Source organism: Streptomyces sp. NPDC004788, assembly GCF_053601115.1.
This window is the reverse complement of sequence record NZ_JBSGBF010000017.1, coordinates 29,577-53,603: the sequence shown is the minus strand read 5'-3', so window position 1 is coordinate 53,603 and position 24,027 is coordinate 29,577. Positions and strand designations below refer to the sequence as shown.

General features: G+C 67.5%; 18 protein-coding genes. 9 read left to right on the top strand and 9 right to left on the bottom strand.

Annotated elements, in window-relative coordinates:
• From ACWEJX_RS10765 to drmD, 7 genes are all read right to left on the bottom strand, one after another.
• Positions 1-534, bottom strand: coding sequence for a hypothetical protein (locus ACWEJX_RS10765; protein WP_331452050.1), 534 nt, complete (start codon positions 532-534; stop codon positions 1-3).
• On the bottom strand, positions 531-1,634 hold the full coding sequence (locus tag ACWEJX_RS10760; RefSeq protein ID WP_451607144.1) for a helix-turn-helix domain-containing protein: 1,104 nt from the start codon (positions 1,632-1,634) through the stop codon (positions 531-533). The genes ACWEJX_RS10765 and ACWEJX_RS10760 overlap by 4 nt, the downstream gene beginning before the upstream one ends.
• Before the next feature lie 225 nt (positions 1,635-1,859).
• The gene (drmC, locus tag ACWEJX_RS10755; RefSeq protein WP_331452052.1) at positions 1,860-2,597 is read right to left on the bottom strand and encodes a DISARM system phospholipase D-like protein DrmC; all 738 of its coding nucleotides are present in this window, start codon (positions 2,595-2,597) and stop codon (positions 1,860-1,862) included.
• Entirely contained in the window at positions 2,590-4,617 is a 2,028-nt protein-coding gene (locus ACWEJX_RS10750; RefSeq protein WP_331452053.1) for a DUF1998 domain-containing protein, read from the bottom strand. The genes drmC and ACWEJX_RS10750 overlap by 8 nt, the downstream gene beginning before the upstream one ends.
• The gene (drmA, locus tag ACWEJX_RS10745; protein WP_451607143.1) at positions 4,614-8,369 is read right to left on the bottom strand and encodes a DISARM system helicase DrmA; all 3,756 of its coding nucleotides are present in this window, start codon (positions 8,367-8,369) and stop codon (positions 4,614-4,616) included. Before drmA ends, ACWEJX_RS10750 begins: the two co-directional genes overlap by 4 nt.
• Complete coding sequence (locus ACWEJX_RS10740) at positions 8,366-12,388, bottom strand: Eco57I restriction-modification methylase domain-containing protein (RefSeq protein WP_331452055.1); 4,023 nt, start codon at positions 12,386-12,388, stop codon at positions 8,366-8,368. The genes drmA and ACWEJX_RS10740 overlap by 4 nt, the downstream gene beginning before the upstream one ends.
• Positions 12,385-15,609: a DISARM system SNF2-like helicase DrmD gene (gene drmD / locus ACWEJX_RS10735; protein WP_451607142.1), complete on the bottom strand. Its 3,225-nt coding sequence runs from the start codon at positions 15,607-15,609 to the stop codon at positions 12,385-12,387. The genes ACWEJX_RS10740 and drmD overlap by 4 nt, the downstream gene beginning before the upstream one ends.
• Before the next feature lie 364 nt (positions 15,610-15,973).
• On the opposite strand from drmD, the gene ACWEJX_RS10730 reads away from it, so the two are divergent.
• Complete coding sequence (locus tag ACWEJX_RS10730) at positions 15,974-16,537, top strand: HD domain-containing protein (RefSeq protein ID WP_331452057.1); 564 nt, start codon at positions 15,974-15,976, stop codon at positions 16,535-16,537.
• On the opposite strand, the gene ACWEJX_RS10725 is transcribed toward ACWEJX_RS10730, so the two are convergent.
• Complete coding sequence (locus tag ACWEJX_RS10725; protein WP_331452058.1) at positions 16,525-16,992, bottom strand: NUDIX hydrolase; 468 nt, start codon at positions 16,990-16,992, stop codon at positions 16,525-16,527. The genes ACWEJX_RS10730 and ACWEJX_RS10725 overlap by 13 nt on opposite strands.
• Positions 16,979-17,752 carry a helix-turn-helix domain-containing protein gene (locus ACWEJX_RS10720; protein ID WP_190043133.1) on the bottom strand — a complete coding sequence of 258 codons (774 nt, stop codon included), beginning with the start codon at positions 17,750-17,752 and terminating at the stop codon, positions 16,979-16,981. Before ACWEJX_RS10720 ends, ACWEJX_RS10725 begins: the two co-directional genes overlap by 14 nt.
• A gap of 94 nt (positions 17,753-17,846) precedes the next feature.
• Here ACWEJX_RS10720 and ACWEJX_RS10715 point away from each other — a divergent pair, with 94 nt between their 5' ends.
• The 8 genes from ACWEJX_RS10715 to ACWEJX_RS10680 all read left to right on the top strand — a co-directional run bounded on the left by ACWEJX_RS10715 (position 17,847) and on the right by ACWEJX_RS10680 (position 23,995).
• Positions 17,847-18,539, top strand: a complete 693-nt coding sequence (locus ACWEJX_RS10715) for an HAD family hydrolase (protein WP_190043134.1) — start codon at positions 17,847-17,849, stop codon at positions 18,537-18,539.
• A gap of 144 nt (positions 18,540-18,683) precedes the next feature.
• Entirely contained in the window at positions 18,684-19,250 is a 567-nt protein-coding gene (locus ACWEJX_RS10710; RefSeq protein ID WP_331452060.1) for an adenylyl cyclase, read from the top strand.
• Between the two features lie 196 nt (positions 19,251-19,446).
• On the top strand, positions 19,447-19,956 hold the full coding sequence (locus ACWEJX_RS10705) for a nucleoside-diphosphate kinase (RefSeq protein ID WP_331452061.1): 510 nt from the start codon (positions 19,447-19,449) through the stop codon (positions 19,954-19,956).
• A gap of 77 nt (positions 19,957-20,033) precedes the next feature.
• Positions 20,034-20,333, top strand: a complete 300-nt coding sequence (locus ACWEJX_RS10700) for a hypothetical protein (RefSeq protein WP_190043137.1) — start codon at positions 20,034-20,036, stop codon at positions 20,331-20,333.
• 147 nt (positions 20,334-20,480) lie between these two features.
• Positions 20,481-21,068 carry a CYTH domain-containing protein gene (locus ACWEJX_RS10695; RefSeq protein WP_331452062.1) on the top strand — a complete coding sequence of 196 codons (588 nt, stop codon included), beginning with the start codon at positions 20,481-20,483 and terminating at the stop codon, positions 21,066-21,068.
• Between the two features lie 39 nt (positions 21,069-21,107).
• Positions 21,108-21,878: a hypothetical protein gene (locus ACWEJX_RS10690; protein ID WP_331452063.1), complete on the top strand. Its 771-nt coding sequence runs from the start codon at positions 21,108-21,110 to the stop codon at positions 21,876-21,878.
• Positions 21,878-23,245 (top strand): hypothetical protein, encoded by a 1,368-nt coding sequence (locus tag ACWEJX_RS10685; protein WP_451607141.1) that lies wholly within the window; start codon positions 21,878-21,880, stop codon positions 23,243-23,245. Before ACWEJX_RS10690 ends, ACWEJX_RS10685 begins: the two co-directional genes overlap by 1 nt.
• A gap of 66 nt (positions 23,246-23,311) precedes the next feature.
• Entirely contained in the window at positions 23,312-23,995 is a 684-nt protein-coding gene (locus ACWEJX_RS10680) for a class I SAM-dependent methyltransferase (protein WP_451607140.1), read from the top strand.
• The last annotated feature ends 32 nt before the right edge of the window (positions 23,996-24,027 follow it).

Genomic DNA, 24,027 nt, shown 5'->3' with positions numbered 1-24,027 from the left:
CTATGCGAGTTCGGCGACTGACCGGGGCATCCGAGGGTGGCGGCCCTTGTCCCGCATCTGCTGGATTAGGTCGAAGCCGCCCTGCGCCGTGGTCAAGCCTGCTTGGACGGCGAGCCGCACCACATCGCGTGTCTCCGCAGTGGCGATGCCCTCGCTGCGTGCGTAGTGCAGGGATTCGCGGTCGTCCGATATCCACCAGGACCCGGAGAACTTGGCCCAGTTCTTGATCACGTAACAGGTCTCGGCTTCGCCGAGGTGCTGAAGGACACGGGTGGTGGAGCCGCCGAACACAGCGGTTCGGATGTGGAGGATGCCGTCACGGTCGACCTGATCCGTGACGCGGATCGCGTCACCGAGCCAGCCCTGCCGCAGATCTTGAAGCGCGGGGTGCCATTGCTCCGACTTGCGGGCCTCTCGTGCCACGGCCTGGGTCCACCGGCCCCGTCCGTCGAGGACCTCACGGAGAAGGTCGAGACGTTCGACGGCAGCGAAGTTGCACAGCACGGTGTTGTCGGGGAACAGGAACTCGCTCATGCGACACCGCCGTTGTCCTGTTCCGGCTCGATAGTGCTCCTGAGCTCGTCCACGTCAACGCCGAGCAGCGTGGCGTAGGGACGCAGGGTCGACTTGCCGGCGTCGTAGGCGGCACGTGTGTCTCGTACGAGCAGTCCGGGCAGTCGGGATTCTTGAGCGAGGGCGGTCCGCCGGGCGAATTCCTCGTTGCAACCCGCGAGGCGTGCGGCCTCGCTTGCGGTCATCCTCTTGTAGCGGTCGCCCATGCCGGCATCGATCAAGCGCAGATGCTGCATCCGATACGCCAGGGTCTGAGGGCTGACCATCAGGTTGCAGGCCAGGGCAGCGTAATCTTCGCGAGTCAAGCGGGCGATTACGGCCCCTCGCAGGGCGTCCTCGGGCATGAGGAACGCGGACGCGAAGGCGTTGGCGCGCTGCTCGCTTGGATCCTTTCTCTGCGCGGTGTCGAAGATGTCTCGGTCGAGGTGGACGTCCTGGTTGTCGCCGGCGAGGAGGTGTCCGAGCTCGTGGGCGAGAGTGAAGCGCTGGCGTGCAGGGTTGGATGTGGCGGCCAGGAGGATGAGCTTGGTTCCTTGTGTTGTGGCTGCGAGGCCGTCGAAACCATCGCCGAGCTGAGCGACGGCAACGTCGGCGCCGAAGATCTCCTCGATCAGCTCCGCCAGGCTGCCTTTGGTGATCGAGTGGCCTCGGCGCGCTACTTCCTCCAGGGCGGCTCGCGCCAGGGCTTCTCCCTGCGCGGCGTAGGTGCTGCCTGCGCGAGGTGCTGCGGAGACGGGCCGCCACGGCTGGGGATATCCGAGCTTCTCCAGGTCCGAGCGCCGGGCGGTGTATTCCCGAGCCAAGTCCAGGGCCTGGGAGGCTTCACCGGTGGTCGTCCTCGCCGCGACAGCAAGCGCGGGTTCGGCTCCGGTGAGCAACCAGTCCACAGAGACGTCACAGGCATCGGCGATACAGGCGAGATCGACCACGGAGAAGGGGCTTGTACCGCTGAGCGATTCGGAGAGCTCCGCCGGGTCGAGGTCGACTTGCTCGGCGAAGTCGTTGAGGCTCAAGCCTGATTGCTCCATCAGGCGCCGGACGCGATCGGAAATGCTGGACACCGGTGGACAGTAGCCCGCTGCCTGCACGGTTCACAAGGCGGGCCTGCAGCTCGGACGCAGATCGACGGGCAAGATCCCGCCACCCGGCCCCGAATGGCGTCGGGCGACCAGCGCCGTGAGCGACGGTCGGTCAAATCATCCACCCACTCACGGCATCACGGGGCGAAGCGACCAGCCGGAGAGCCGCAGCGCCGGAGGGAAGCGGTCGCGATCAAGGGTGCCCTGTCAGTCTGCGACCCGCTCGTACAGGGTGCCTTCTGCTTCGCGCATTTCACGCTCGACGGTCTCGGTCAGGTTCGGGTTGTCGATGAGGACGCCGAACTCGACGTTGTTGTTCTCCGCGCTCCAAGAAAAGTTGGCGCTGGTCACCAGCAGGAGGTGGTGGTCAATGGCCAGGAATTTGGCGTGGTTGCGGACGATGGCCCCGTCGAACCTCCGGGTTCGCCATACCTCCGCGGGTTTCAGGTGGGCGGCCACTTCGGCCGTCGTGGGCGAACCGTGCTGTCCCCCGCTGTCAGCGGCTCGGGTGTCCATGTAGATGGATACGGCGACTTCGGTGCGCTGTGCTGCCCTCTGCAGGGCGGTCCACAGCCCGGAGCTACGTTGGAAGTTGAAGGTGGAACAGGTCACCGAGTGGCGTGCGTTGTCCACTAGATAGGGAACGGAGGCAGTGAGCGGCCCACTCTGGACGAGGTGCCCGGGCATGGTCCACAGCGGGGTGAAGGTCGTGGGCAGTGTGCGTGCCCCTTCTACGGCACGTAGGAGGGGGATGAGCTGGAGGGCTGCTCCTGGTCCGGTGGCGACTTCCTCGAGCAGGGAGCGAATCTCCGCGCGATGGCCGACGGCGATCACCTTGAGTGCGGCGGTGAGGGTGTCGCCGTCGGCGAGCCGGTCGGCTACCCCTTTGGCCTCGGTCCTGGTGAGGAGTCGGCCTAGGCGGCGGGCGGCGTCGGCTTCACTCATGGGTGGAGAAGTAGCCGAGGTTGCTGCCTGGGAGGTCGATGAGGAACCGACGGTCGAGGAAGCGGTTGGCCCGCTCACAGGAGGTTTCCGAGGCCATGACGCAGCAGTGGCAGGCAGCGCCGTGGAGGAAGTCCTCAGGAGTCTGCGGCGTACGCATGGCGCAGATGGGGTCGGAGGAGCAGCGTCGGGCCTTGCGAAGGGCGCTGGCGACGACTCGCTCGAGTCGGGTGGGCTCACTGAGCTGCACCAGGCCGCCGAGGGTGCCGTCGCTGTCGGAGGCCGTAGTGCAGATGAGAAGTCCGGCCGCGGGTTCGCGTCCTTCGGCGGCGGGCCAGGCGTACAGGCGTTCGCTGAGGCTTGCGGCGGAGTAGCCACAGGTCAGGGCAAATTCGCGGATGAGGACGTGGGCAAGGGTGTGCACGAGCCAGTAGCGGGGCGGCTTAAGCCGGCTGTCGGGGTCGACTTTGCCTGCCGTCTCAGAGAAGCGTCGATCGAAGTTCCGGTGGTGGGCCTGCCGGTGGGCCTCCCACAGGTCGGTGTCGAGGATGTGCTTCTCCCAGGCCGCGACGGAGTCCTCATCGAGCTGGAGGAAGATGCCCTCTCCGCGGTCCTCTGTCGCCACGGTCCAGGTCGGGCGGGGTGTGCGGGTCAGAGGGGCAAGGCGGCGCGGGAGGTCGCCGACGCGGTCCATGTCGTCGATGCGTGTGAAGCCGACAAGCGCGTTGACCTTGCGGAGCTTCTCGACGGCCAGGACACGGGTGATCTCGGGCTGGAGGTGCTCACCTCGCTGGCGGGTGGCCAGAGTCAGTCCGCTCTTGGGGTCTTCGACTCGTTTGCCGAGGATATCCAGTAGCAGGTAGCGCCATTCGGGGACCAGGAGGTCGACCGGGTCCCAGTCCCGCATCCGTTCTTCCTGTTCCTCCGGCGTGGCCGGCGGGGCGCAGGCGGCTTCGACTGCCGCTTCCAGTTCGTGGTCGGGCAGGCCGGTGACGTCCACGCGGCCGTCGAGCAGGTCCCGGAGCATGCCGAGGTGCTGCCGGTACTTGTGCAGTTTGTCGCCGAGCGTAGTGCGGATGCGGTCGGCGAGGTCGCTCGCTTTCTCCTGCTGGGACTCGGGCATGACGATGATGGAGTGGGTTGCGGGGAACCATAGGTTGGAGGCGCCGACGAGCATCAGCTTGGTCTGATTACGGCAGCCCCTGGGTTCGAACGCGTCCAAGTGCGGGTGCCGGCCGCGACACAGCGGCAGTTTGTCCTTACCGCCTTCGCTCTGGGCCTCGTTCATCGGTCGCTGCATGTCGCAGGCCGCGCATTCGATGACAGCCGATGCACCCTTTCCTGCCGTCCGGTCGACCATCTTCAGCGGCGGTACCTCGGCCTTGCTGCACGGCTGCCCATGATGCACCCACAGCTCGTACGGGAACTCGTCCAGGTGGCCGTCGACGCACGCGAGGAGATAGCGGGCCGGGACGGCGGGGCGGCGCATGGGCTTGCGGGTGCGGTTGCCCGACCGACCTGTGCACTTGGCGTGTTCGAAGGTCGCCAGGTCGGTCCGGAAGGGGTGGGTGTTCTTGTAGTCGAACTGGGAGAGCATCCCCAGCATGTCGCAGCCGGTGCACCGCAGCCACTGCGGGAACACGCGTGCCGGCACACCGAGGTCGTTGCCCTCGGCGGAGCGGCTGTTCTTCTTCGGCTGCCAGGGGTGCGGGCGCAGCTGCACATCGGGCGAGCGCAGCATGTCCCGCACGACGTCCCGCAGCCGCGGCGCATGGATCGTCGGCGGCAGGGAGTCACGTCGCTGCCAGATCCGGTCCCAGTCGTCCAGGCCGGTGGGCATGACCGTGAACTGGGGCAGGTCCATGATCGAACCAGGGCCGTAGGTGTAGAGCAGGGAGGAGGGGCGAGCCGAGCCGACCTTGGCACGGTTGTGCTTGGTCTGCTTCTCGGCTTCCTCCTCCAGGTCGCCGAGCGGGTCGACGGCCTTCGTCGCGTCGTAGACGAAGCGCGTCTCCTCGGTCATGACTTCTCCTCCGGCATCGCCCACTGCGGTGCGTGGGCGGGTGCGACGTACACCAGTCGTTCCTTGATCGGGCTCACCAGGAGATTGATCTCCGGCTGCACTTCACGCATCGAGTTGGCCACAATGAACGGCGGAGCGTCCCGGGTGTCGATACGGGATTTGGCGTTCTCGGCGCTCATGATCAGCGCGTCGTGCCGAGTGTCGTCCACGACCCTCTCGTAGACCAGGGCCTTGCGATGCTCCTCGAGGTGCTTGCGCCGCTTGCCCCACTGGTCGAGGCGGTTCTCCAGACGATGGCGGGCCCGCTCGGCCGCGTCCTCGTCCCCGGCCGATTCCACTCGGCGCACCAGGGCCTCGATGAGCTCCACGGCAAAGTGGCGCTCTGCCTCGATACGGGCTGCGCCGTCCTCCGGTGACAGCCCCTGGGGGCGTACCGCCTGCAGGACGCGGGCAGCGCTGACAAGGACGCCGTCAAGGCCGCGCTCCAGGGAAGTCACGGAGAAGGGGGTGACGGACAGTGCCTCGACCTGGGCATAGAACGTCTCGTGGTAGTGCCGGAACGCCTCGAAGTGGGCGAGGTCCCGGGGCCGTGCCCAGTTACCGAGCGAGATGACAAGGCCGGGCCGGTCTGCGTCACGGCCGACGCGGGAGGACGCCTGGATGTACTCGGCGGTGTTCTTCGGCTGGCCGACCACCAGCATCATGCCGAGGCGGGTGACATCGACACCGACCTGGAGCATGGAGGTCGCCAGCACGACGTCGTACGGGTTCACCTCCCGAGTGGCAGTACGGGCTTTGGCCTCCCGGAGCGTGCGCTGGTTGCGCTTGCCGGCAGTGGAGTCGAAGCCGGGGTCGAACGGCACCGTCATCTTGTCCAGCGTCGAGGTGATCTCGGCGCTGGACACGCGGGAGGTCAGCTCGGCCACGTTCAGCGTCCCGAACTCGGCACCGGTCCGGCGGGGCAGCTTGGACCATGGCCGGCCCTTGGCCAGCGCCGTCTGGATGTCGTCGCCCATGTAACGGGCCATACCGGCCAGCTCCCGGGTCGCGCTGAAGTAGCCGACCAGGGTCATATAGGGGTCGGCCGCTTTGCCCGAGCGGTCGAGCAGCAGCTGGGCACCCGCCATGAGGACCTCGGCCACGCGGATCTCGGCCGTGGTCAGACGGACCCCGGTCGTGCTGATCCCGATATAGCGCCGGCCGGGGGTCTCCTCGGACACCTCGATCTCCTTGGAGAAGAAGGTGTTGCCGGCATCGAGCACCTGCGGAGGGAAGATCGTCACATCCCGCCCGTACAGGGCCCGGACCTGCTCGGGCGCGTTGCGGGCGGTCGCGGTGGAGGCGACCAGCAGTGGCCGTGCACGGGGGCCGTCCTTGGTCCGCCAGCCGGTCATCACCTCGATGGCCACCTCGAACAGGCCCACCGTCGTGCCGAGTGCCCCGCTGATCAGGTGCAGCTCATCCTGGATGATCAGGTCCGGCGGGCGCAGCCGCATGGCCGAATGCACCGCGGCGGCCGGCAGGCCGTCCTTGCGCGGGTGCTTGCTGCCGTGCTTGATGCCGCAGTACGCGTAGTCGGGGTGCACCAGGCCGTGCCGCTCGCAGCGGCGGGAGACGTAACCGAACAGCGATGCCGCTTCGCCCTCGCGTGCCAGCCGGGCGAACTTGTCGACCGTGGCGATCACGAAGGAGGGAGCGAGACGGTAGATCTCTTCATCGACGGTCAGGACGGGCAATCCTTCTTCGACCTCACCGCCGTCGGCGAACGGGCAGTCCGCCAGCTCGTCGCCGCAGTACACGTACACCCTGCGCAAAGCGTTGTCCGCCCGCACGTCCCGGGCCTCGATCTTCGTACCGCACCACGGACAGCGCTGGATCTGCAGCACCGTCAGCCGGTAGCCACGCCCCTGGTTGGCCTTCTGCAGCTGCTCCGCCGCCTCGTCGTAACGCTTCGGGCTCACGTCCGTACCGACCCACAGCCCGATCCGGAACGGTTCATCCCCCCACGTCGCAGGGTCCTCCATGCGCGCCCGCTCGGCCGCGCACACCAGCGTGGTGGCCCGCTGGAACTGCTGGGCGGTCAGCAGCCGCAGCGTGTACCGCATCAGCACCGCCACGCCCGACCGGCCGTCCAGCGGCCCGTCGAAGGCATCCACAACGCCCTGCCGGCGCCGGATGGCGAAGGTGTAGGCAGCGAGGCCCAGGTACGCCTCCGTCTTGCCACCACCGGTTGGGAAGAACAGCAGCTGCGCCTTGGCCAGATCACCCGACCGCTTCTCGGCCGCCGGGTCCGACAACAGTGGCAGCTGCATCAGAACGAAGGCGAGCTGGAACGTGCGCCAGGAATGCGCGAGGTTCCCCGCTCCCTGCTCTTCCTGCTCCCCCGCCTCCAGGACCGCGGCACGGGCCTCATCGAGGCTCTCACGGCTCTGTTCGGGCTGGTTCGCACGCCGCTGGGCTACCTGGGACTGGACGCGCTGATCGGCCATCACCCGGTTCATGAACCGGAAGCAGCGCAGCGCTTCCTCGTCCGCAAGGAGGTGCTCCAAGCCGTCCTCGAGCTGCCGCTGCACCTTGCGCGCGTCGGCGACCGCGTCGAGGCCCTCCTGCCGAAGGTGCTCGGGCAGCTCCTCGGCGCGCCTCTGCTCACGCTCCAGCCACGACGCGTAGCCCTCGACGATCGGCGTGAGGCCGGCACGCAGCTCTTCGGAACTGGCGTGTTCCAGCTTGCGCATGTCGAGAAGGGCCTCGGCGATCTCCTCGGCCGCCGTCTGGGGCGTCTCGCAGATCGGCAGCCACGTCGTCCAGACGCTGCTGGCCCTACGTGCGTCCTTGGCCACCTCCCAGTCCACCGAGCAGGTCCGACCGACCGCGAACTCCAGCCGGTCCCTGTACTGCAGCCGCAGGCGCCGCAACTCGTCGTCCTGCTCCGGGCGGGAGTCGTCCAGGGCATCGTTCACCGGCAGGAACACCGCATCGCCGCTGGCCGCAGACACGGAGAGCTTGGTCTGGTACAGCCACGCCTCGACCGGGATCTTGCGGGGCGTCTCCCGGTCGTTGCACAGCGCGATCTCTATCAGACGGCATCCGCGCTCAGCGTCGTCGTACCGGTCCACGCGCAGGACGACCTTGTCCTCAAGCACAAACGTGCTCGTGCTCAGAGGCGTGAGGTCCGCGACCATGATCGTCGTGATGACCTCGTGCGGCTTGCGCTGGTACCGGCGAAGGGCTGGGGGAACTTCCCCGCCTTCGCCCTTCTTCTCCTTCACGGGCTCGTACGTGCCCCACGACGCCGTCACCGTGAAGGAATCCAGGTCGTCCGGGATCTGGCACCGCAGCCCCATGGACGCAGGAATCATCAGCCCGCGCTTCTGAGGCTGGTCTTCGACCTCGTCCTCATCCGCGCCGGCGCTACTCTCGTCCACCGCAGTCACCGGGATGCCGCGGCTCTCTGCGGCGTCGACGGCGTCACCGACATCGGTCGCGGCATCGTCGGAGCCGGCCTGAGTGGGGTCGTCCTGACTAATGACGAGCCTGACCGGAGCAATTCGGCCGACGAGGTACGCGGAGTCAGGTACGCCGTCGATTACCTCTTCAGGCCCATCGGCCGGACCCAGAAGCTCGCGTTCCAGGACATCAGCCAGATTCTGGCGGACGGTCCAGGAACGGCCGTCCGGGTCCAGGGCAAGCCGGTACGCCTGATCGGGCGAGGTCGTCGGCAGCTGCGGACGCTGCCCGGATCCGGTGGTCACTCGTCGCCCTCTTCCTCGTCTTCACCAACATCCGGCAGGGTCACATCACCCTGAGCAGCGGCGCGGCGATGATTCTCCTCCAACAGCCGGTCCAGAACCTCCACTCGGGCCGTGGGACTCACCGTCCAGCGCTCCATCTGCCGGTACGTGTGGAAGCCATGGTCCAGGTCGATGTCACCCCAACCGTATGCAGCCATGACAGCGTGGTCCAGCTCAACGTGGATCTGGCGAAGACGGGCGACATCTGAATCGGCGGAGTCGGCGACATCGGGATCGTTGACCAGGTTGTAGAGCTTGGTCAGGCCGAGACCGCGGCGGAGCATCATGTTCCGGCGCTCATCATCAAGCACCTTACCCATTTCCGTCAGTCGTGCGTCCGGCTCAGGAAGTGGGAAGGTTTCGAAGACGGTGGAAGGCGTATAGGTCGGATCAACCCGCATCGTGGTGCCGTACTTGATTGTCCACATTTGATGCAAGCTACTCGACAATACCGCCTGGTTCGCGAACGAGTCCGTTGCGAAGACAACCAGCTTCTCGTGAAAGACCCTCTTGGTCGGCACACGAACTGGCATTACTGTCTTACTAACTCGGGCAATGACCAGAACCTCTTCCAATCCTGCGATCGCGTCCCGCATTGCGGGGGCCAACTCGGCAAATTGCCACCATCGCTCCCGCCGAGGTTTCCGCTTGTTCTTCGCCCTCTCAGGCTTCACTCTCTCCGAGACTCGCCGGAACGGCAGGTCATATTCTTCGGCTTCTACTTCCGACCTGGCGTTGAAGTCAATCACCCAGCGCGAAGCCGACGTGTCGGGACGCGAGTTAAGATCCTCGCCGTTCAGATATGGGAACAGCACATCCTTGTTCCGTGGATCGGCAGCAATCCACTCGGCGGCCGTTTCGGGCTCGAGCACGAAACCCATGCCGAGAACAATGCAACCCTGGAACGCGATCCTGGTGTTCGTCGCAAGCCGTACCGGGGCGCCGTGCACACGGCCGCCCGGTTCCAACAATGTCGAGATCCGTTCCGTCTCGACGTCGTCTGCCAGCCGTGGAACGCCAGGAGTCACATCGCCGCGCGTACCCCACACCGCCGCGTACTCCAGGTTGGCGCTGGCCGCCGGCCAGGAACGGCTCTGGATCGATTGAGTGATCGTGAATCCCCGCGCAGCGAGCTGGTCGAGGCCAACCTGCCGGGTGTCTCCCTGAGCGACCGTGTTCGTCGCGATCAGGCCAAGCCCGCCACGCCGCGAGAGCAGTTCATAGGCGCGCAGAAAGAAGTACGCCACAAGGTCTGCGCTGCCCTTCCGGCCGTTGGCAAGCGTGTGGACGAACCAGTCGCGGACATTGGTGCCCATGGATCCGGTGAGCTTCTGCCCGCCTAGGAAGGGCGGGTTGCCGATGATCGCGTCGAAGCCGCCGCGCTCCATCACGTCCGGTACAGCCAGGATCCAGTGCAGGGGCTTCCATCGCGCATAGTCCGTCGTGACGGTCGGTGTGAGCCCCGCTTCCAGGATGCCGTCGAGCATCGTTCGGTTCGGATCATCGCCGCCAACCGGGTAAGCGAGTTCGATCGCGATGCGCAGGTTCCCGTACGCCTCCCGCAGCTGCTTGCCCGGCTTGCCGCCCCACTTCAGTCCGGCGGCGGTCACGGCGTCGGCGACGTCGGAAAGCCGCTTAGTGATCTTCTGGTATTCCCGCCACTGGCGTCGCTTGGTAGCGGCGGAGCGCTGGGGGTCGCTGTCGTTGACCTCCGTGGCGAGCTGGCGGCGCAAGCGGGCGGCGCGTTCGAGGGTGCCATCGACGTCGATGTCGAAGACACTGATCTGGCCAGCAGCAGTATCGGGGTCGATGTGGAGCTCGCGCAGCTGGCGGGCACTGGTCAGGCCGAGGAGTGCGTTGCCGTGGAGGACCTTGTCGTCGACGAAGGAGAACGGCAGCTTGGGGTCGAGGGAGACCAGCCACAGGGACAGCTTGCACATCTCCACGGCCATGCCGTTGATGTCCGCGCCATACAGGCAGGTGGCTACCACGGTCCTTATCGCGTGGATTGTGAGCTCGTGCGGAGTACGCCCGTAGGCGACGCCTTCGCGTTGCCATGCCTCCACGAGCCGTTCGGCGAGGAAGCGTGCCGCGGCGACCAGGAACGCGCCGGAGCCGCAGGCGATGTCAGCAATCTTAAGGTCGAGGATGTCGTCGGAGGAGAGGGGCTGCCAGGCGTCCCGGTCCGCGGTCTGGTGGGGGCCGGGGAAGTAGACGAGGGGTTCGAGGGCGTGGCGTACGACTTCCTCGGCGAGCGAGCGGGGCGTGTAGTGGGCGCCGGCCGAGGCCCGCGAGGGAGTCTCCACGAGGAGAACTCCGCCGGGTTCGACCACGAGCGGCCGGTTGCGCAGGTCACGGCGGATGATGCCGATGAACGGGCGCAGTCGGTCGCGGAGGTCAGCGTCGTCGGTGAGGTCGCGTAGGGCGTTGTCGGCGTCGTCGAGCGTGTCTCTGGTCTGGAGGGCCTTGGTGAGTGCGGCCTTGGTGGGGGGCTTGGCGGCCGGCTGGTTCTGCTTGATCCAAGCGAGGATCGCGTCGACCAGGGCAGCGTCGGTGCGCTTGGTTTCGGCGAGGTTTTCGAGGGTGGCGAGGGGGATCTCCGGTTCGGAGCCGGCGCTACCGATGAGACTTACGACGGTCTCGTCCGTGCTTTCGCAGGAATAGCCGAGGAGGCCCTCGTAGATGTAGCCGATCTGTTCGACGTCGATGTCGCGGAAGGAGATCTGGCGAGCCCCGCCGGGCAGCTGGGCGATCTGGACGGCGCGCAGGACTTCGAGCATGACGCGGTCGCTGACCGTAATGGCGAGGGAGCCCTGGGAGTTGCGGGCCGTGAGGAAGGCGAAGCGGACTGGGTCGAAGAGTGAGCCGCCATACTCGGGCAAACGGAGGTCTTCGAAGGTGGCGCCTCGATAAAGGGCCTGGGAGGTGGCCAGGAGACGGTGCCAAGTGAGTGAGGTGGCGTCAATGGCTTGGTCGCCTTCCTCCTTCTGCCGGGCGTCGAGCTGGTCGAGTTCGTCGCTGACGCCGTAGCCCATGGCGAACAGCTGGTTCTCAGGGAGCAAGCCGCGTTCCTCGGCGAAGAGAAGGAAGACGACGCGCATCATGACCGTGACGGCGGCTTCATAGACCTGGCCGCGCTGCGCCGGCAGCGGGTCGGGCTCTCCGCGTTGCACCGCTTTGAGGCCGCCTTCGGACAGGGCCTGGACGATGAGTTCGACGGCGCGCCGGACCTGGGTGCCGAGCGCTTCGGTGATCTTCTCGGCCGCGGTGACCGACTCGGCGAACAGCTCGGTGAGCCGGTCCTGGGCTTTGCCTCCGACGAGGCGCTTGCGCTGGAGGAGTTCGATGAAGGCGTTGCGGGCCTGGGGTTCCTCGATCCAGGTCTGGGAGTCCACGATGCCCGAGGCGACCATGGTCTGCGTCCGGGCGCTCACGATCGCCCACCAGCGGCCGTCGGTGACCACGCCGATGGTGGCACCGGAGGTCCGTAGGAGTTCCTCCATGCGGTCGATAGGGCTGGCGGCCCAGCCGTCGGTGAGCGGGTCGCGCAGGGAGTCGACGGGGTCGGTGAGCAGGACGAGCGCGCCGATGTTCTCGCCGTGGAGGAGGGCCCCGTTGGCGCGGACGGTGACGGCGTGGTCGGGTGAGCGGACCTCCGCGGTAGTCGGGGCCGGTACGGTGTAGGCGGCGCCCCAGCGCAGGCCCTGGCGCAGTACGAGGTCCACCCAGGTGTCGCGGGCCTCTCGGTACAGGTCGAGGGCGGTGTCGTCGTCCGGGTGGGTGTCCCAGTGCTCCCATGCCTTCTCGAAGGCGGGCTTGGCGTCCCTGATGGAGGCGAGCGCGCGGGCGTCTGGCTGGGGGATGCCCTGAGGCCAGGCTCGCTCAAGGGCGGGGACGGCAAGGAAGGGGCCGTCGGTGTCGACCAGGGCGAGCCAGGCGCGGTGGAGATCGGCGTTGGTCGGGGCGTGCTTCCTGCTCATGCCTGAACCGCTCCGTTCTTCGCGTCTTCGGGGGTGAGGGCGAACACAACGGCGGCGGCCGATACGTAGGGCCGGATGTCGCTGTAGCGATCCCGGATCGCGGCGATCTCGCGCGCTTCCTCATCGCCCAGGCTCTCCAGGCGGTCGATCATGTTCTGCAGGTCGCGGCGGCGCTGTTTCTGCTGGTCGTCGGTGAACAGAAACTGCTCCTTCTGATCCCGGATCTCCTGGTCGAGCCGGTCGCGGGACTCGCTCAGGTTGATCCGGAACGCCCCGAAAATCTCGTGGGCGCGGGCGATGTCGGTCTCCTGACGCTTCTTGAGTGCTTCGGTGACCTTGTCCTGCCGGCTCTCGCTCTTGCGCTTCATCGCGTTGAGCAGCCGAGTACGCAGCCGGGCGTCGTCCGCGTTCCACAGGGCCGCGAGGTGGGCGCGGACCTGCTCGTCGGCGAGGACGAGGTCATGCGAGTCGAGGGTCTCGTCCAGGACCTGCTCGACCTTGGACTCGGCGAGGGCCTGGCCCCGCAGGCGGATACCGGTGAGGAAGACCTCTTCGTGCAGGCGCAGGCCACCGCGGCCGACAAGCACGAGCCGGGAAACAGCGGCGACGCAGGACTCGGGCAGGCCCGGTGTGACAACAGCAGTCACCCGGTTGGCGGGCGCGTCCACGCTGAACAGCGCGCCTCTGAGGGTACGCGTGGCTCGCTGCATGAGGGCGTGGCCCAGGTGGATGTGCACGAGGTCCGTGCGATTCGCCGCAGCCTTGTCATCGAAGGTGATGGAGCGCAGGACCCCTGGCTGGAGACGGGTGTCGAGGCCGCGCAGCGCCGGCTGCCAGGTGCGGCCGAGGTTCGGAACCTCGAACACCTGGGCGTCGGTGTCCGCGTCGCCAATCTCCACCAAAGGCGGCTGTGAGTCGAGGGTCAGCGCGGTGTCCACGACGCGGCGTGCGTTACTCGGCGTGAGGTGCATGACCTCCTTGCGCTGTTCATAGGTCGCGGTCAGCTCGGTGAGCTGCCGATTCAGCTCAATTCCACCAGCCAGCGCCTCATTCATAGCCTCATCGCCGTCGTCCGGCGCCGCCGGACGCGGCTTGCGCAGACTCCCCGTCGGGCTGAAGTGCTCCTGGACCTCAGCGTCGATGACCTGGTTGACCTTCCCCAGGTCCTGGGTCGCCGTGCCGACCTTCCTGGCGATGATCCCCATGAACTCCATGTCCGCCGCATACGTGGAAGAGGAGGCCACGGGCTTGAAGTGGAAGATCTCCGGGTTCTCCGTCTGCCCGTAGCGGTCAATCCGGCCGATACGCTGCTCCAGGCGGGACGGATTGAACGGGATGTCGAAGTTCACCAGCCGGTGGCAGTGCGCCTGGAGGTCGATACCCTCCCCCGCAGAGTCCGTGGCGAGCAGTACCCGCACCGGATGCTTGTCCGGGCTCTCAGTGAAGCGGGCGCGGATCAGCTCACGCTGCTCGATCGGGGTTGACCCCTGGATCGTCTCCAGCACGTCCTTGTAGCCGCGCTGCCGGAGAACGCCGGCGATCCAGTCGAGTGTCGCGGCGTACTCGGTGAACACCACGACGCGTTCGTTCGTCCAGTGCTGGCCATCCGAGGTCCGGCAATGCGCGTCGAGGAAGGACACCAGAGCCTCCAGCCGCGAGTCTGGCTTGTGCTCGTAGCCTGAGCCCCACGCGACCAGGGAGGCGGCCTCGCTGCTGATGGCATCGGTCAGCGGGTCCGTGCCCTTGCTGTGCCGCAGCGCGGTGAACTCGGGATGCTCGGCGTCGCCCTCTTCCTCATCGGACTGTCCGCTTCCGATGACCTCGGCGTAATACTCGTCCTCGTCCAGTTCCAGCTGCCGGTTGTCGGCCGCAGCCGCCTCGTAGAGCTCCATGGTGCGGGCGAACGACCACGGGCTGGACAGGAAGCGCTTCTTGAGCAGCATCGCGACGATGTCGCCGCCCTTGCCCTTACCCTTCGCTCGGGCCGCCTCAACCAGCATCCGCGAGAGTCGGTCGAACTGCTCCTGCTCGTCCTCGGAGGGCGTGAACGGGATCGTCAACAGCTTGCGGGACTTGAACCCCTTGTCCGGGAGGTCGCTCTTCAGCCGACGGACCCGAACCTCGCGCAGGGCACGCTGGTCGATAGTCGCGCCTCGGGTGAACCGACGACTGTCGATCATCTCCAGGAGCGCGGTGAACGACTCCGAGTAGCCGTTGTGCGGAGTCGCGCTGAGGAACAGCCGGTGCTCGCAGACGTCCGCCAGCGCCTTCGTCGCAGTCGTACGGTGGCTGTCCACCGCGTACCCACGCTGGCCGGGGGCCGTCGTCGGGCTGGCCGGCGCCACGTGGTGTGCCTCGTCGACCACCAGCACGTCGAAGGCGAAACGCCGGGCACTGGAGGTCTTGCGCACATCGGCCAGGACATCACGCAGCAGACGCTGGGCCCGCAGCGACGGCAGCCACGACATGCTAACGATCACGCGCGGGAACAGTCGGAACGGGTTGGCGTTCAACCCGTGGCTCCGTCGCACCTTCGCCATCAGCTCGCTGTTGACGATCACGAAGTCCAGGCCGAACTTCTCCCGCATCTCGTCCTGCCACTTCAGCGACAGGCTCGGCGGGCACACGATGACCACAGTCCGCGCCCGGTGACGCAGAAGCAGCTCCTGGACGACCAGGCCGGCCTCGATGGTCTTGCCCAGACCCACGTCGTCGGCAAGCAGCAGGTTCGTGCGGGAGGACTGCAGAGCACGTCGCAGCGGCTCGAGCTGGTACGCCTCAACGTTCGCACCACTGCGGAAGGGAGCCTGATAGGAGTTGGCATCCGCCGACGTCACCGCACCCCATCGCACCGCGTCCACAAACGCCGCCAGCGTGTTCGGGTCATCGAACGCGTCCGTCCGCACCGCCTCCGGAAGGCCCTGGTCCGGCTGCAGCGTGTGCCCGACCTCCAGCTCCCAGACCACGGTCAGCTCCTGGCCGAGCCGGTCCTCATCCAATGACTGCAGGCCCACAACGTGAGCGAGTCCAGGAGCCCCCTCGTCGGCAGGGCTCCTCGGCAGACCCTGCCGACGAACAGCCGATACCGCCCACGTTGAGCCGCGGACCTTCACCACCTGCCCCGGTTCTGGAACCGGTGGCAGCGCCGCAGTCCGCTCGGTGCCGCCCTCTGCCCCCTGCGGATACTCCGTAGCGGTCGCCACCTGACGAGACTCCTTCATCGACGCAATCACAACCAAACATCGCGATCACTCCTGGCGCGTCGCTCGACAGCGAGATCATTCAGGGAGATCACCGACGCACCAGTATCCTCGACACAGAGGCATGGCCGCTTGGGCCTTGCCCAGATCACCCGCCCGGCGGCGGACATCCGTGCCGCGGCGGTCTAGGTCCCATGCCCCAGCGGGGCTGCCCGGTTCACATTGACCACGTCGAAATCCCCGGTGACAGAGACGTCGTGGGGCGACTTCCCGACTAGGTAACACGCCCCGGCGAAGAGGGACCAAAGCTCCAAAAGCACCCCAGAACGTGACGTGAACCCAGTCCGCATAGCTGCGCAGTGCGCACCCAGAAGGAGAGAGCCACGTGGGTGATCCGACCGACGAATGGGCGACGCGGGTCGCGGAGGCCGAGCTCAGCAGCACGCTTCCACGGAGGTGGGCGCATACGCAGGGAGTGTCCGAACGCGCTGTCGAGGTAAGTCAGGTTCTCGGCCATGACGCTGACCTCCTTATCGCTGCCGCCACGCTGCACGATGTCGGGTACGCGCCGCGGCTGGCCGTGACCGGCTTCCATCCGCTGGACGGGGCCCGGTTCCTTCGCGATGAGCACAGGGCCGATGAGCGCCTCGTGCGGCTGGTGGCCAACCACTCTTTCGCACTCCTGGAGGCCGAGGAGCGAGGGCTCCGGCAGGTGCTCGCGACCGAGTTCCCCTTGCTGGAGGAGCCGCTGCTGGTGGACGCGCTCGTGTACTGCGACATGACGACCACGCCCAACGGCGGACGGACCACCGCCGAGGAGCGGGTCGCGGAGATCCTTGGCCGCTACGGGGACGACAGCGTGGTCGGGCGGTTCATCCGCCGCGCGGCGCCGGAGATCTTTGGCGCCGTGGGGCGAGTGGAGGCCGCGCTGGCGGCTCAGCCGAGGTAGGGGTAGGTACCGGCGAGGTAGTCGCCGATCTGCTGGCGCATGCTGGCGTGGATGTCGTACTCGTCGAGGTCGGCCGGCTGGACAAAGCGGACGCCGTCGGCCTCGTCGTTGATCGTGGGCTCGCCGCCGACGGGGCGGCCGATGTAGGTGTTCTCGTACTGCTGGCGAATCTCGCCGTCGGTGTACGCCACGATGTGGTTCGGGTTGGTGTAGACGCCGAGGAAGCCGGTGATCTCGGCGACGATCCCCGTCTCCTCCAGGCACTCGCGTACCGCGCACTCGGCGGCGGTCTCGCCAATGTCCTGGGCGCCGCCGGGCAGTGCCCACTGCCCGGTGTCACGGCGGCGCTGGAGCAGGATGGCGCCGCTGTCATCGACGACCAGCAGGTTGCTGGCGGGGATGAGGGTGTTGGCCTTGGGAGCGTTCGGGTCGTTGTAGTACTCAGTCCTGCCCATGTGCGGCGGTCCCCTCCTGGTCGGGTGTCCACGGCCGTGCGCCGGCCCAGACGGCATCGAAACTCTGAGCGTAGTTGTCGAACCAGCCGCCTTCGGTGCCCTGTCTGAGGTGGAGCAGCGGGTTGGCGCTGGCCGGGCGTCCCCATACGTGTGGGTTGACCAGCAGGTTCTCGTCGTAGAGGAAGAGCGAGGTGTACAGGGTGGTGTCGTGCAGTCGGACCTCGCACCCGGGCTTGCCTAGAAGGGGACGGTAGTAGGTCAGGGAGGCGCGGATCTTCGCCGCGAGCGTGTCGCCGATCCCTTCCTCCCGGCCCCGTACTGCGACCGCCCCGCCGTTGGGGTCGCCGAAGCACAGTCGTACACGGACGCCGGCTTGCGCCCGCTCGGCGAGCATCCGGGCCACGTCGGGGTTGGACTGGGCGAAGAAGGTGCCCGAGAACACGAGGACGCTGATCTCCTTCTGTGCTCCCCGAAGCAGCGAGATCCACATCTCCCGGGGCACGCTCGCCCGGTTCAGGTAGGTGCCGACGAGTTCACCGTCGGACGCCGGCGCGGCCCGCGTCGCCCGGGACTGCTGCGGGGGCCAGAGGAAGGACTCCTCGACGCGCAGGTATTGGGCCGCGGTGAATCGGTGGCGCCGGTGAGGGACGCGCCCGCCGAGCCAGCGACCTACCGTCTTGGGGTCCACTTCGCAGATCTCGGCGAGCGACTCGATCGAGACGCCCCGCTGGGCGAGTACGGAATGCAGTCGCTCGTTCACGCTGGTCATGCAAGCCTGAGCTGGGGAGGCAGGGCAAGGACGTATTGGGACGTCCTTACCGGACCGCTCTCCGCCGTCTCCCTACGCTGGCGCCATGCAGCTCATTGTTCTGTGGGACATCGACCACACACTCATCGAGAACGCCGGGGTGAGCAAGGAGATCTACGCGACCGCGTTCTCCCTCCTCGCGGGGAAGGATCCGGACGGGCCAGCAAGGACGGAGGGCCGTACAGATCGCCTGATCATGCGGGAGCTGCTTGTTCGGCATGGCGTCCCCGTGCCGAACTGGGCCGTCGTGGAAGCGGCTCTCACCAAGGCCGGGGAAGGGCGCGAGGAGGATCTGCGCCGTCGCGGGAGCGCCCTGCCTGGGGTGCAGGAGGCACTCGCTGCAGCGGCTGACCGACCTGGCTGGATCTCGTCCGTTCTGACGGGGAACATCGCGGCCAACGCCGTCGTGAAGCTTTCCGCCTTCGGGCTCGACACGCTCCTCGACTTGTCCGTGGGCGCGTACGGCGCCGACGCGGACCTGCGACCGGACCTCGTGGAAGTAGCTCACGAGCGGGCGCGCCGGCTCCGAGGGGTTAGCGAGGACGTTCCGGTGGTGCTCGTAGGTGACACGCCTCGGGACGTCGAAGCCGCGCTCACGACCGGCTCGCAGGTCATCGCGGTCGCGTCCGGCATCCACAGCGAAGCCGAGCTGCGAGCGGCGGGGGCCTCGGTGGTCCTGAGGGACCTGTCCGAGACCTCTCGGGTGCTGGATTTGCTGGAGCGCGCCACGCGACGGTGAAACGTCCCAGGACGTCCTGCCTGGCGTCCGCAGACGCGGTGACGGTGTCCCCTTCTCCTCTCCCATCATCTGTCTCAGCACGGATCGCAAGCCTGTGATCGCTCGAACGGGTGGTCGCTCGCCTCACGATGGGAGAAGGGGGCCATGAAGCGCGAGTACGAAGTCCGGTTTCTGGATATCGACGCCGCCGAGATCCGCACCAGGCTCAGCCGGGTGGAGGCCGTCCAGAGGTTCCCCTGGGCGCTGCGTACGTGCTGGATCTTCGCCGGGGAGGTGCTGGACCCCGGCCTCTGCCTGCGTCTATGCGGTCAGGGCACTCACGTCAGCCTCGCGCTGGGTCCGTCCTGTACCTCCTCGGGGCTCCAGGGCAGCGCTGCCCTCGAGACTTCGGTGTCCGACCGCGTGGCCGCGGTGGAGATCCTTCGCAAGCTGGGTCTGCGCGAGACCCGCTATCAGGAGCACTTCCGCGAGGAGTGGCAGCTGGGCGAAGCCGCGTTCTCGATCGAGGCATGGCCCGACCTCCCCGTGCTCGTCGCGGTCGCCGGCCCCGACGAGGCGTCCGTCCGGCAGGCTTCAGCCTTGATCGGGTTCGACTTCGGCGACGCCCAGCCCGAAAGCATCGAGCAGATCTACCTGAGCGCGACCAAGCGCAATGTACTGGTCGAGCCCACCCTCCTCTTCGCCGATACCGCCCATGCCCCTGCGACGTGACCTGGGACGAGAGACAGCAGCCGGGCCCGCCATTGGCGGGACGCCCCCCATCGGGCGATGGTCTCGGCCACTTGGCCGATAAGCCTTCTATCGCTCAACTGCCTTGCGCAGAACGGGGTTACAGCACCGGTAACCTCGGGCGGGCGAGGCGCGGAGCGCCCGCCATCCGGCCTGCCTGAAAGCTGAAAGGGAATCGATGGCCCAGGATCAGGAGAACACCGTGGAGCGCACGCTCGTCCTTCTCAAGCCCGACGCTCTGGTCCGCGGCTTCGGCGGGAAGATCATCGCCCGGTTCGAGGACGCGGCGTTGAAGATCGTCGGCGTCAAGATGAAGCAGATGGACGCCGAGTTCACACGGCGCCACTACTTCGACCTGGAGGAGCGGCTCGGCCCGGAGGTCTACAACCTCACCGCGACCTTCATGCAGCAGGGCCCCGTCATCGCGCTCGTCCTGGAGGGCTTCGACGCGGTCGCGACCGTACGGAAGATCGTCGGCAGCACGTACCCGAACGAGGCTCCCGCCGGCACCATCCGGGGCGACTTCTCGCACTACAGCCGTGGCGCCAGCGCCGCCTCCGGGAAGGCTGTGGCGAACCTTGTGCACGCCTCGGGCAACAAGGAGGAGGCCGACCAGGAGGTGGCGCTCTGGTTCGACAAGGACGAGCTGCACGACTACCGCACCCTCGCGGAGATCTTCACGTACTGACCCCGGACGAACCGAGGTCACCTCTCGGCAGTCGACGCGTTGAACACCACCTAGCACCAACGTAGGAGAGAAGACCCATGACCATCCCGACCCGCGTCGCCTCCGCAGCCGAGCTGGAGAGCATCTTCCAGCAGGAGTTGGCCACCGACCGCTGGGCCGCGGCGGAGACTGCCTTCGCTCTCGCCATCCGGAACCGCGACACCGGCGACTGGGACAAGTCCCGCGAGTGGGCGAGGCAGTGCCTGACCCTGCTCGCCGGCTTCCCCAGCGACACCGAGGGCGACGTCGCCACCAAGAGGGTGGCCGTCGGCGGCGTCCTCCTGCCGAACTACCTGCACGAGGGCGTCCTGCGCGACCGCTTCGGCGACTTCGACTGACGTACGCCCCGGCGGCGGTGCGGCACCTGGTGACGGGCCGCACCCCGCCGGCCGCTGACCAACCACACAGCACATCCAACCGAGCCAGCCCCATGCGCGGGGCGGCTCGGGCGGATCCCCCATGCCTGATTCCAGAAGGGAGCCCCTGTGGCCATCGAGATCGAGATGCGCGCCCGGTTCGACAAGGAGACGTACAAGAAGCTCCTCGCCCGCCTCACGGCGGAGGCCGAGGACCTCGGCTGCGACGACAAGAACATCTACTTCTACGTGCTGCCCGACCAGCTGCTGAAGGTCACCGACAACACGGCCGCCGGCTCCGCCAAGATCACGCTCAAGGCCAGCAAGATCGGCCAGGGCGCCGCCTTCCCCGAGACGGAGTTCACCATCGCCCGGGACGACGTACCCGCCGCCGTGCGGATCTTCAACGCCCTCGGCTTCGAGGACACCATGCACCAGGCGTTCAACCAGCGGCACAACTTCCGCTTCCGCGGGGTCGAGATCGCCGTGAAGTGGAGCGAGGCGTGGGGGCACCACGCCGAGTTCGAGGTCCTCCTCGACGAGGGTGCCGGCGCCACCGCCCAGGAGGAGGCCACCGCCCGCATCCGCAGTGTCGCCGACGAGCTCGGCATCCATCTGATGACCGAGCAGGAGCTCGCCGACTTCACGGCCGCCTTCGAGGCCGCCGAGCAGGAGCGCAAGGAGAAGGAGGCGGCGACCGCCGCCACCGCCAGCTAGGCATCCGCTGTCGCAGACCACCATGAGGAGGTGGGCCCGATGAGCACGACCCTGCCGGCCGACAGTCTGGTCGAGCTGGCCGCGCGCAAGCAGCTCCCGCACCACCAGTACACCGATCCCGCCACCGTCCGCTGGATCGCCGCCAACCGGCCGGACCTCCCCGACGGCCCGCCTCCTCCCACCCTGCGACCGAGCTCGCGACAGCTCGTGACCTGCGCGGCCCTCCCCGCCGACTGGCTGGCCGAGGCCAGGTGCCACGACTCCCTCCACGGCATCCGGCACGCCGTCCGCACAGCCGCCATGGCCGCCCTCCTCGCCGAGGCCACCGACCTTGGCGAGGACGACACCGCCACCCTCGTCCTGGCCGCCGCGGTCCATGACTGCCGCCGGCTCCACGACAAGGACGACACCGGCCACGGCGCCCGCGCCGCCATCTGGCTCACGGACAACGCCGGCACGGTCTGGGACCACTTCGGCCAAACCGCGACGCCGAGCCGCGTCACCGCCGCCGGCACGGCCGTCCGGCTCCACGACCTGCCGTACGAGCACTTCTCGCCGGACGACCACGCCGACCACGCCCGTACTAGGACGATCACCGACCTCCTCAAGGCCGCCGACGCCCTGGACCGATACCGCCTGCCCAAGCTCACCTGGTGGCCCGACCCCGCCCGCGTCCGCTCCAGGGCGTTCACCACCCTCCAGCCCACCGCCTTCGAGCTCGTCGTCCGATCCGAGTCCGCGTGGCTGGCCGGGACCGACAGCGCGGAAGCCGTTCTCACCAGCTTGGCGAGCATGGAGCTGATCGGCTGATGGATTTTCTCGACGCCTATGAGCAGTGGGCCGACGCCCACTCCTTCTTCGATACCACCCTCATCCCCAGCCCCACCGACAGTCAGGACCCGCTCGCTTCGCAGACCGCGTCCTGGGACCAGCGCTTGGCCGACACGCCCAACGGCCGACTCCTGCGGGACAACGCGATGTTCCGGGCTCTGGCGACGGGCAACAAGCTTCACCTGCTCCACGTGACGCACGCCCTGGAGCAGATCAGCGAGCACGGCACGCTGTACCCCTCCGGCGGCTGCCTGGTCGGCAGCGTCTACTGCGCGCCCCTCACCTCCTCCGAGCACGGATTTCGCATGCACAACCTCGGCGAGTACATCCTGACCAAGGAGGCCCCGGCCTTCGTGGCGAAGGCCGGCGCTCCGAAGCGGGAGCCGACCCCGCTGATCTTCGAGGTCTCCCTCCCGCCGCAGGTGTACAGGGGTCTGGCCGGCGTGGACTACCTCCGTCTCGGCTCGATCCATCTGCAGATCTACAGCCGCCTGGAGTACCTGCTCTCCAAGGCCGAGCGCCATCAACTGCGCGAGACGATCGTCAGCCGGATCAAGAACTCCGCGGCCTTCCTCGCCCTGGCGGCTGCCGTCGCTCACCAGGGCGCCACGGTCCTGCCGGAAAACTTCCTCCGGCTCCTGGACGAGACGATCTCCCGCTTACCGATACTCGGCTACGTGTACTTCGAGGCACTCGCTGAGTACCTGATGCTGCACTCCACCACGGACGACACGCGCGATCGGGCCGAGCACGGCGAGTTCAACAACTGGCTCTACAAGGACATGTTGTTCGCGTCCTTCCCGGATATGGCCGGCAGGTTCGACCTCGCGAAGTTCCGGCCCTCTCCCACCGGCCTGGACACGCTCCTGGCCCGCATCGACCCGAGCCTCGACGCGCGCCACGCCCGCGCCTACCTGACCGAGCGGATCAGCCACCTCGTCGCGGCCCGCCTCTTCACCCCCGGCCAGATCCCCGAAGCCTGGCACCGCACCCGCTGGGAGTTCGACGGCCTCTCCACCCAGCTCGGACCGCTCCTCGGCCACCTCATCCACCGCGAGCTCCGGACCTTCGGCCGGTACCCGGACTTCTACTTCTACTACGACCAGCACAAGGCGCTCCAGGCGTGGAACTACTGGAACCACATGGACATCATCGCGCCCTTCAACGGCACGATCCCCAAGGGCGAGATCGGCATCAACCCCGCGTACCCGGATCTCGACTACCGCGTCTGGCGGGCGGAGCAAGACGACCACGGACGACTCCACCCCGCCGAGGAACTCACTCTGACCATCACCCCGCGCCTGGTGGACATCAAGTACACGCTCATGCGCAACAACAGCCGCTGATCCGTGCCGACCTGCACCGCAGAGCACCATCCCCCTGCCCCCCTCAACCCGCCGAAGTGGAGAGGCATGTCGACCCACGAACACGAAAGCCCCACCCGCGCCTGGCCTGCCCCCACCCAGACCGCCGAGGAGATCTTCACCGAAGTCTTCCGCACCAACCACTGGGGCTCGCCGGAGTCGATCTCCGGGCCCGGATCCGAGCTGCGACAGACCGAAGCGGTCCGCGGCGCCCTCGCATCCGTCCTGGCGCGGTATCCGATCCGTACGATCACGGACGCCGGCTGCGGAGACGTCAACTGGATCCGCCACGTCGACGGCTTCGACCGGCTGGACGCGTACGTCGGCCTGGATGTCGTTCCCGACCTCGTCGAGCTGAATCAGAAGCGGTACGGCAGCGTGCGGATGTCCTTCCAGCAGGCCGACCTCAGCCGCGACGAGATTCCGGCAGCGGATCTCGTCCTCACCCGCGACTGCATGGTCCACCTCACCCACCACGAGGTCCTGGCATTCCTCGCCCGAATTGCCGCCAGCGACTCCGCCTACCTCCTTGCCACCACGTACATGGATCTGGCGGAGAACCGCGACACCACGGACGGCCACTGGCGCCCGCTCAACCTCCAGGCGGCCCCTTTCCACCTCCCGTCGCCCATCGAGCACTTCGACACCGACTTCACCGACAACGGGCGACACCACCCGGGCAACGGTCTGGGGCTGTGGAGGATCGAACAGCTCGGCACCCGCACGACCTGAACCACCCATCACCGGCGACCAGGAAGTGAGAC